Consider the following 7303-nt stretch of genomic DNA (forward strand, 5'->3'; position numbering starts at 1 on the left):
CGAAGGGGGGAGGCGATCGGCATCCCCCGGCGATCCCACCGAAGGACGATATCTCCTGCGGCGGCCGGCGCCGAGACTGACGTCATCGACATGGAGCCCGTCATGCACGTCCAACTTGCCACCCTCGCCCACGCCTCGGTCCTTCAACTGCGCGATGCCATCCGCCACGCGACGTTCACGCACCTGCCGCCCGATGGGCGCGATGAGGAGCGCTTCCTTGATGGCGTCGTGGTCAAGGACTCGACCTGGGGCGAGTGGGAGGAAACGGCCTTCGACGTGCGGCACGTACCTGCGTGACGAGGTGCCGTACAGTTGCCATGGGCTTCGGCCCCCTGCTTCACCTCCCTGAGCAGGCGCCTGTCGTGACAGCGGCGGCGTTTCAGCCCTGGCCCCTGTGCTGGGGTTTTCTTTTGGAGGCCGTCGCGAGCAACATGGACAACTGTTCTGATGAGCCCGCCGGCACTTCTGCCGGGCTGCGCGTGGACGTGGAACTCGGAGGCCAAGTTGCCACGTACTGGGTCGGTCGTGCAGGCGTTTCGTACGCAGGCGGCGGCCCAGCAGCAGCGGCAGCTTTCTACCTGAACGCGGGAAGGCTGTTGTCGGACCTCCGTGACATCGACGCGCTCGACTCGCCCATTGAGGGGTCTCTGATCGACCGTGTCAGCCGGTTCGGGCGGATGGTCGCGGCGGAGCCAGGGTTGGAGGCAGCCATCGGTTTCGCTAATCGCGACGGGAATAACGGACTGGTGAAGCTGACCTGCGTAGCGAGTGATGCCTCAGAGTGAGTGCGTGGCCAGCGCGCGGTTCAAGACATCTGCAAGGCGTCGCCCTGCCAGTGCGAGTTGCGCGACCAGCACACCGTCCCAGCGCTCTGCATAGGTTGGGCCAGCTACCCGGTCGTCGGGATAGAAGCCCTCGGCGCTTCGGACCGCGCAAGACTCGTTCGCCCAATCAGCTGGGGCTGACGAGAGTGAGCCTTGTGGCCCGGATGCCAACGTATCCTGCAGGAGTCGGCTCAAGCCGCCAGCCCGGCTGGCGGATGAGTCCACCGTCCCAGACCGCGTGCAGGTTGGACCTGCGGCCGAAGGCACGCACCTAGTGGCCTGTAACTATTACCGCCAGCTGGTACTCGGACGGTTGCTGACGATCCAAGTCCACGGCGGCCAGGAGATCCGGCAATACATACGATGCACCGATCTGCCTCATCGGGGCACTGGCATCTATGGCATGGGCACGCGTCAGCGTCTTCGCGTGATGCCTCCCCTAACTTGAAAGTCCGTGCAAGGCATCTGAAACTTCACGCAACGTTCCGTTAACAAAGGCAGTCAAGAGTGGCCGTTGACGGCGAATCTAGCTACGCCGTCAAAAAGGAGGAACCTTGCGACTTTTATCTTTGGATGAGTTGGAACTTCTATCGGGAGCCGGCAACTCAACGGCACGGCTGACGACCGTCACGATCACTGGGCATCACACACCGGATCCCAGTCCGTACCCTGATCCGGGTGGGGACAGCGGAGGTGGCGGCGGCACGGCCACCCCTGCTCCCCCCCCGCCCCCACCGCCCCCTTGCCCTCCAACGCCTGCACCCAGTCGGCAAGCCGACCAGCAGTACGTGTTCAACAACGAAGGCCTGAGGCTCACAGGCTATTGGCCAGGCGGCAAGTCGGGCGTGACCATTGGGTACGGGGTCGACCTCAGCACCGTCAAGGCGAGCGATCTCAGTAACTGGGGCGTATCGCAAGCCGGCATCAATGCCCTTACGCCGGTGCTAGGCCTCGCCGGGACCGCAGCGAGCAACGCGGTGGCCGCTGGCGCTCCTGCCATATCGAATGCCGACGCATTGGCCGCGTCGAACGGTGTATTCAACAAGAACATCGGGATCGCCGTTGGTCAGTTCAATGCGCAATCAGCGATCCCTTTTGATTCTCTTCCCGCGAACGTGCAGACAGCGGTAGCGGATATCGCGTTTATGACGCCGTATCTTCAAACGGCGGCCCCAAAATTCTTTTCAGATATTGTTTCTGGAAACTGGTCGTCTGCCGTATCCGAATTGCTGAACTGGAACGGCAACAATGCCGACCCGAATCTGGCAAGGCACCAGCGGGATGCCAATCTCATCAACTCTCAAATTTCAGCCAACACTATTCCCGGAGCATCAACATGCCAAAAGTAAATACCTCACTTGGTCGTCGCACCTTCACAAAGTTGGTTCTTGCGATGGCCGCCACTTCAATGGCTTCGCTGGCATACGCACAAATCGGGGGCAAGCCGGAGGCGCCGAACTCCCAGAATTTCGGTTCGGATGGAACTCGTGAACGGCTCATACCGAACATCAAGAAATTCTTCGGACAGGCGAAGGGGCAATACATTGATTTGCGCCCTGAGCGAGAGAAAAATTCTGCGACGGTGGAAGAGGCGGAATCCGCCTCCCAACAGTTCCTCAGGATTTTCAACGACCGACCAGGTGGCATCGTGAACCTGCCCGATGGAAATCAGATCACGTTTGGGACGCAGACACACGACACGTCAAATATGGCGGTGGTCGTGACGCCGTCGGGTTCGAACACCATCATCGCTGCAGGGATGCTGCACACGCGTTGTGGAAAATACAACGGCGCCCCCTTGGGCTCCAAGGAATTCAAGAAGGGACTTTGCGAAAACAAGCAGACGTTCACGATTTTCTGGGGAAAAGATGTAGCCCCCTCCCAGGAGATTAACAAGGAGCTAAGGGACTGGATTGTTACCCTCCTCAAGGATCAGGCGAAGAGTGAACGCACGCCACGTTATGGCAAGCTCGGTATTGAGGTGCGTCGCCTGGGTTGAACAACATTGCGCCGCCTTAGGGCGGCATTTTTATGTCTAAAGTTTCAGAGCTTTATGGCGAATGCCACGACTTGGAGCAAAACGATACCCCGCCAAGAGTTCGCCTAATGATTGCGACCTTCCCAAGGTCTGGTAGCACCGCCTTCGGATTGAGCTTATGGTCAACTGGAATTCTTGGCGCCCCATTGGAGTACGCTCACGCCGTGTACGCCGCAGATATTCGCGAGCGTATCGCGAATACTGAAAGTTATGAAGTGTTTTGGGCCGAATTGCAGCGCAGAAGGACGACGCCAAACGGAGTCTTTTCCTACAAAATGATGAAGCCCCATATTCTTCAAATTGCCAGAAAGCACTACTCCGCATTCTCGTCGGTCATGCCTACTCATACGGTATTGTTTCGTCGACGGGACCGCGCGGCTCATGCGGTTTCGATGTCAAAGGCCATTCAAACCTCTCAATGGTTTTCCGACCATATCCAACGTCGGCCGCCTCGCTTCAACTTGTCGCATCTGCTTTGGTGTGAATCAATCATTGCGGAAGATGAAAGATTCTGGGTCGAATTCCTTAGACAGTCAGAACTTCCATTTATCGAGGTTTTCTACGAGGATTTCCTTGCCGATCGTGCGCACGAATTGGAGCGAATTTTTGATTTCGTAGGATGCAAGGTGGAAGACATGGCTTACAACCCTTCACTCGAGGTGACGGAGGTGCAGCGCGACGGCACCTCTGAAATTTGGAGGCGGCGTCTATTGGATGCCAAACGTCTTCTGAATCGTGGATTTATGGAGTTCGATACATTCCATGCCCTGCGCTATGCTGATTGATCCCACGCTGCAGACGACGGGGAGAAATTGTGGGCCGGCAGCCCTGCGATTTTTCATTCAAGCCTTTTTTGGCAGGCACCTTGAAGTGTCGTCGGAGGGGGATGAATCTGAAGACAATTGGACGCTGGCAGCACTGATTCGAGCCGCCCAGATCTCGAGCATAGAACTGGCGGCCTTCGAGTGTTTGCATTCGGAGCTGCCCTCGCCGCCATATATCTGGCTCAAACCGGCAATCCATGAAAAGCGGGCACACTATGTCGTCGTCGTCGGCGAGCGAGCATGCCGGGAACTCATTTTTGATCCGTTGGTCGGGTTCCGGAGCGGGGTGCGTGAAGAAATTGGTTCAAGGATTATCATTAAATGATGACTCAACTTGAACCCATCACTGAATCGACAGTGATCGATGTTGCGCAAGATTTGGAGGCGTGGGCGGCAAGTCTATTGCAACGTCTGCGCACAACTCCCGACGCATTCTCGATATTCAATCATCTTCTGATCGAGAAATTGCAAGGAGGCACTCCGATCAGTGCATTGATTGAATGCCATGTTCCGGAGCACCCGCTAACTGAGTTGGTGCGGGCTCAACGTCCATCGTTTTCTCCGCATCTGCGGTCCGATATCACTTTGGAGCTTGAAGCTTCGCGCCTTGCATTTTCTGCGCCTCGACTTGAGCTCAGGCAGCAGCTCTGTTTCATAGCGGCCTCAATCGGTGTGACGTCCGAAATTCGGGCTGCCGGTGTAATGGCAATCGGAAGCCCTGATACGGGAAATGTTATTTTCCCCGCGCAGGCTCATATCGGGCCACAGATGGCGGTGCTTGAGAAATGGAGATCGGAGTGGCGCGAACGTAACCCTCTCCTGGGGATCATTATTAGCATGATTCTTCTTCAGCGCATCCACCTTTTCAAGGACAGCAACGGCAGAACGACGCGGAGCTTCTTCTCGCTCGAGTTCTCTGAGCTAATTGGCAGATTTTCGTATATACCCTGGACACTTGCGGCCTCAATAAATCCTATCTGCTGGCACTTGCGGCTTCGCGAGGCGCAAGGCAGAGGTAAATGGAATGGGATCGTGCTGCACGCGTTAACCGTTATCGAAAGCATGTTGACAGCGGCCACCACGGCGGAAGCCAAATAACCATGCCCCATACATTCTGGTTTACAGGTTTGCCGGGCGCCGGGAAGACCACCCTTGCCAAGGCGCTTCAAGAGCGAATGTTTCAGCAAGGGCGGATGGCGATTAGGCTGGACGGTGATGACCTGCGGCTTGGTCCGCACAAGGGGCTCGGCTTCTCAGATGCAGACCGACAGGAGCATCTTCGACGAACAGCATCACTGGCCCGGCTACTTAACGACCAAGGTTTTCATGTGCTTGTGTCGCTAATATCCCCCACTGAGGAAGTGCGCCAATTGGCGCGTGAAATCGTAAGTGCAGAACGCTACTTCGAGATCTTTGTGAAGGCGTCTTTAGAGGTTTGCATTGCTCGCGACCCAAAAGGGCTTTATGAGAAGGCGCGAGCAGGTGTGCTTCAGGGCTTCACAGGCATTTCAGCGTCGTACGGGGAGCCGCGCTTGCCTAGCCTAACAATATGCACAGAGAACTCGTCTATCGAAGAATGTCTGGCCCCCTTACTCGGGCTTCTCGATGGTCGAGAGACTCCTTGAAGCTGGCCCAATCCGTGATCGGGCAGGCCCACCTCGGCTTCGAGCGGATGAGCCTGGAGAAGAAGGTAACGAACTGGGGCGCCATCAGCCGAACCGTGTGCCCCAGCGCCTGCAGCTTGCGCTGATGCCCACGTGCACAACAGGCGGACCGCGACGCAGTCGATCTCCCCGCGCTGTGCCCGGTCGGACAGGACCATCAGTCGCTCGACAGACTCTGCCTGCCCCATCACAGCGTCCCTCGCGATGCCTTCGCCTGGTTTCTTCACGGGCTCACCCAGTCTTCCAAGGAGCAGTTCTTGGCGTATCGAATGGGCGTGTTCTCTGCGATGACGGCGCTTCGAACCGAAGACCCCTTGGCCATCACGGCGACGAACATTTCGTAGGGCTGTGATGTGAAGCCGCCCAGGAACTGGATGCGCAGCACCGCCGACCGCTCCGCGCCGTACTGCGCCTGGCGCTCCCAGGGCGTCTTGACGATGTCGGTCTGCCGGAAGACCGCAGTCTTGTGATAACACTTGAGGATGCCTTTGGACAGGTCGACCAGGCTACCCTGCATCTTCACCACGTCCACGGCGCCAGGGGCGTTGGCCGCGTTCACCGCAGACGCCGCCATCTCGGGATTCTTCAACGCCGCCACGAGCAGCATGGAAACCGGATCCATCGTCACCTCCCTGATGCCTCGCTCATGCGGCGAGTCACCCCAACTCTAAGGGATGGCGCCGCTGCCGGACTTGCAAGCACCTGGCCCACAATGCCGCCCCTCAAGGGAGAGGACAGGCCGCTGCGCGGCAGGCCTGCACAGAAGCGCATGCAGCACCTGGAAGCAATCGTGAAGGCGCTGAGCGTCATATTGGTGACGCTCGCGCCATGGATCAAGCCGCTCTTTGACCGCAGGGCGGACCGTGCTCGCCACCATGACGAGCACTACAAGCGCCTGAAGGCTTTCTTCGACGACGGCGGCACTGCCCGCCACCCAATGCTAGTAGAGGCTTCTTTCGCCGCCGTGGTCGGACATGCGAAGCTGAGTTCACAAGAGGTCGAGCTGCTGCTGCGGCAGCGGCGCCCCACGGCCTTTATGGCCACCTACATGCGCTGCCGCGACTACATCGGTCCGAGTGACGCTGGTGATCGGTTCGAACTCCGCGGCGCTGCTGCCCGGCCCACCTTGCGAAAAACGCTGGTGACTCTGGGCAAGCTGTCTTACATCGTCTTGGCGGGCTCCGCGTTCTGGACGCTGGTCTACGTCGTGGCGCCACATGCGCTTCAAAACGGCTGGTCCGCGTTCGCTGCTGCGGCCGTTTGCGCCATGTGCGTCATGCTCGGGGTCGTCGCGCTGGTCGGTTCCGGTAAGTTGCACCATGCATCGAAGCTCTTCGAGCAGCAGGTGCTGCCCGTCGAGGCAACCACCATGACTGTTGACGCCGACTGAAATTTGACCCACCCGTGAGGGCCCTGCCGACCCAAATTTGACCCAGGTGTTCAACCTACCCTGCCCGAGATATCCACAGCTGGGCGGGGGTGTGAGGAGTGATCACCATGGTGATGATTGGCAAGGTCTTGCGGATGCACCACCGCGAGAAGAAGTCGGTGCGTGAGATAGCCAAGGCGACGAGCCTGGCGAGGAACACGGTGCGCAAGTACCTGCGGCTGGGCAAGGCCGAGGCACCGCAGTACCAGCGGCCGGCGGTGCCGACCAAGCTGGCGCCGTACGTCGAGCAACTGGAGCAATGGCTGCGCGCCGATGCCCGGCGGCCCAAGAAGGAGCGGCGCAGCGCCAAGGCATTGCTGGAGCAGTTGAAGGCTGCGGGCTACGGCGGTGGCTACAGCCGGCTGACCGACTACATCCGCGCCTGGCGGGCGGCTCAGTGCGTATTTCGGCCAACGTGACCGGTCATTTCGGTCATCGTGACCGACGCTGTTGAGGAGCGTCGGAGAGGTCGTTTCGGTATCGTGACCGCCCGTTTCGGCGATCGTGACCGCCGGGCCGGCGGC

At 58.9% G+C, this 7303-nt stretch carries 12 protein-coding genes; 11 read left to right on the top strand and 1 reads right to left on the bottom strand.

Going from position 1 to position 7303, the window contains the following annotated elements; translation table 11 throughout:
* The first annotated feature begins 102 nt into the window (after window positions 1-102).
* The 9 genes from ACG04R_RS23945 to ACG04R_RS23985 all read left to right on the top strand — a co-directional run bounded on the left by ACG04R_RS23945 (window position 103) and on the right by ACG04R_RS23985 (window position 5436).
* A complete protein-coding gene (locus ACG04R_RS23945; RefSeq protein WP_394416143.1) occupies window positions 103-297 on the top strand; it encodes a hypothetical protein in 195 nt (64 codons plus the stop codon).
* A 20-nt stretch (window positions 298-317) separates the two neighbouring features.
* Window positions 318-785, top strand: a complete 468-nt coding sequence (locus ACG04R_RS23950) for a hypothetical protein (protein WP_394416145.1) — start codon at window positions 318-320, stop codon at window positions 783-785.
* Window positions 786-1612: 827 nt separating this feature from the next.
* Complete coding sequence (locus ACG04R_RS23955) at window positions 1613-2173, top strand: pesticin C-terminus-like muramidase (protein ID WP_394416147.1); 561 nt, start codon at window positions 1613-1615, stop codon at window positions 2171-2173.
* Window positions 2161-2823: a hypothetical protein gene (locus ACG04R_RS23960; protein WP_394416149.1), complete on the top strand. Its 663-nt coding sequence runs from the start codon at window positions 2161-2163 to the stop codon at window positions 2821-2823. The genes ACG04R_RS23955 and ACG04R_RS23960 overlap by 13 nt, the downstream gene beginning before the upstream one ends.
* A 107-nt stretch (window positions 2824-2930) precedes the next feature.
* Window positions 2931-3647, top strand: coding sequence for a Stf0 family sulfotransferase (locus tag ACG04R_RS23965; protein ID WP_394416151.1), 717 nt, complete (start codon window positions 2931-2933; stop codon window positions 3645-3647).
* Window positions 3637-4011 (top strand): cysteine peptidase family C39 domain-containing protein, encoded by a 375-nt coding sequence (locus ACG04R_RS23970; RefSeq protein WP_394416153.1) that lies wholly within the window; start codon window positions 3637-3639, stop codon window positions 4009-4011. The genes ACG04R_RS23965 and ACG04R_RS23970 overlap by 11 nt, the downstream gene beginning before the upstream one ends.
* On the top strand, window positions 4008-4784 hold the full coding sequence (locus tag ACG04R_RS23975; protein WP_394416155.1) for a Fic family protein: 777 nt from the start codon (window positions 4008-4010) through the stop codon (window positions 4782-4784). Before ACG04R_RS23970 ends, ACG04R_RS23975 begins: the two co-directional genes overlap by 4 nt.
* 2 nt (window positions 4785-4786) lie before the next feature.
* A complete protein-coding gene (cysC, locus tag ACG04R_RS23980) occupies window positions 4787-5311 on the top strand; it encodes an adenylyl-sulfate kinase (RefSeq protein ID WP_394416157.1) in 525 nt (174 codons plus the stop codon).
* The gene (locus tag ACG04R_RS23985; protein ID WP_394416159.1) at window positions 5308-5436 is read left to right on the top strand and encodes a hypothetical protein; all 129 of its coding nucleotides are present in this window, start codon (window positions 5308-5310) and stop codon (window positions 5434-5436) included. Before cysC ends, ACG04R_RS23985 begins: the two co-directional genes overlap by 4 nt.
* A gap of 137 nt (window positions 5437-5573) precedes the next feature.
* On the opposite strand, the gene ACG04R_RS23990 is transcribed toward ACG04R_RS23985, so the two are convergent.
* Window positions 5574-5972, bottom strand: a complete 399-nt coding sequence (locus ACG04R_RS23990; RefSeq protein WP_394416161.1) for a hypothetical protein — start codon at window positions 5970-5972, stop codon at window positions 5574-5576.
* A 147-nt stretch (window positions 5973-6119) separates the two neighbouring features.
* On the opposite strand from ACG04R_RS23990, the gene ACG04R_RS23995 reads away from it, so the two are divergent.
* Both ACG04R_RS23995 and ACG04R_RS24000 read left to right on the top strand, forming a co-directional pair.
* Window positions 6120-6740, top strand: coding sequence for a hypothetical protein (locus ACG04R_RS23995; protein WP_394416163.1), 621 nt, complete (start codon window positions 6120-6122; stop codon window positions 6738-6740).
* Between the two features lie 107 nt (window positions 6741-6847).
* Window positions 6848-7198 carry a hypothetical protein gene (locus tag ACG04R_RS24000; RefSeq protein WP_394416165.1) on the top strand — a complete coding sequence of 117 codons (351 nt, stop codon included), beginning with the start codon at window positions 6848-6850 and terminating at the stop codon, window positions 7196-7198.
* The last annotated feature ends 105 nt before the right edge of the window (window positions 7199-7303 follow it).

Source organism: Pelomonas candidula (genome assembly GCF_043555985.1).
GTDB classification, from domain to species: Bacteria; Pseudomonadota; Gammaproteobacteria; order Burkholderiales; family Burkholderiaceae_C; genus Pelomonas; species Pelomonas candidula.

Excerpts from the sequence above, each read along its gene's own strand:
- ACG04R_RS23975 (WP_394416155.1), top strand. The coding sequence starts at position 4,008 with ATGATGACTCAACTTGAACCCATCACTGAATCGACAGTGATCGATGTT.
- ACG04R_RS23990 (WP_394416161.1), bottom strand. The coding sequence starts at position 5,972 with ATGGATCCGGTTTCCATGCTGCTCGTGGCGGCGTTGAAGAATCCCGAG.
- ACG04R_RS23995 (WP_394416163.1), top strand. The coding sequence starts at position 6,120 with ATGCAGCACCTGGAAGCAATCGTGAAGGCGCTGAGCGTCATATTGGTG.
- ACG04R_RS23945 (WP_394416143.1), top strand. The coding sequence starts at position 103 with ATGCACGTCCAACTTGCCACCCTCGCCCACGCCTCGGTCCTTCAACTG.
- ACG04R_RS23960 (WP_394416149.1), top strand. The coding sequence starts at position 2,161 with ATGCCAAAAGTAAATACCTCACTTGGTCGTCGCACCTTCACAAAGTTG.
- ACG04R_RS24000 (WP_394416165.1), top strand. The coding sequence starts at position 6,848 with ATGGTGATGATTGGCAAGGTCTTGCGGATGCACCACCGCGAGAAGAAG.
- ACG04R_RS23970 (WP_394416153.1), top strand. The coding sequence starts at position 3,637 with ATGCTGATTGATCCCACGCTGCAGACGACGGGGAGAAATTGTGGGCCG.
- cysC (WP_394416157.1), top strand. The coding sequence starts at position 4,787 with ATGCCCCATACATTCTGGTTTACAGGTTTGCCGGGCGCCGGGAAGACC.
- ACG04R_RS23965 (WP_394416151.1), top strand. The coding sequence starts at position 2,931 with ATGATTGCGACCTTCCCAAGGTCTGGTAGCACCGCCTTCGGATTGAGC.
- ACG04R_RS23950 (WP_394416145.1), top strand. The coding sequence starts at position 318 with ATGGGCTTCGGCCCCCTGCTTCACCTCCCTGAGCAGGCGCCTGTCGTG.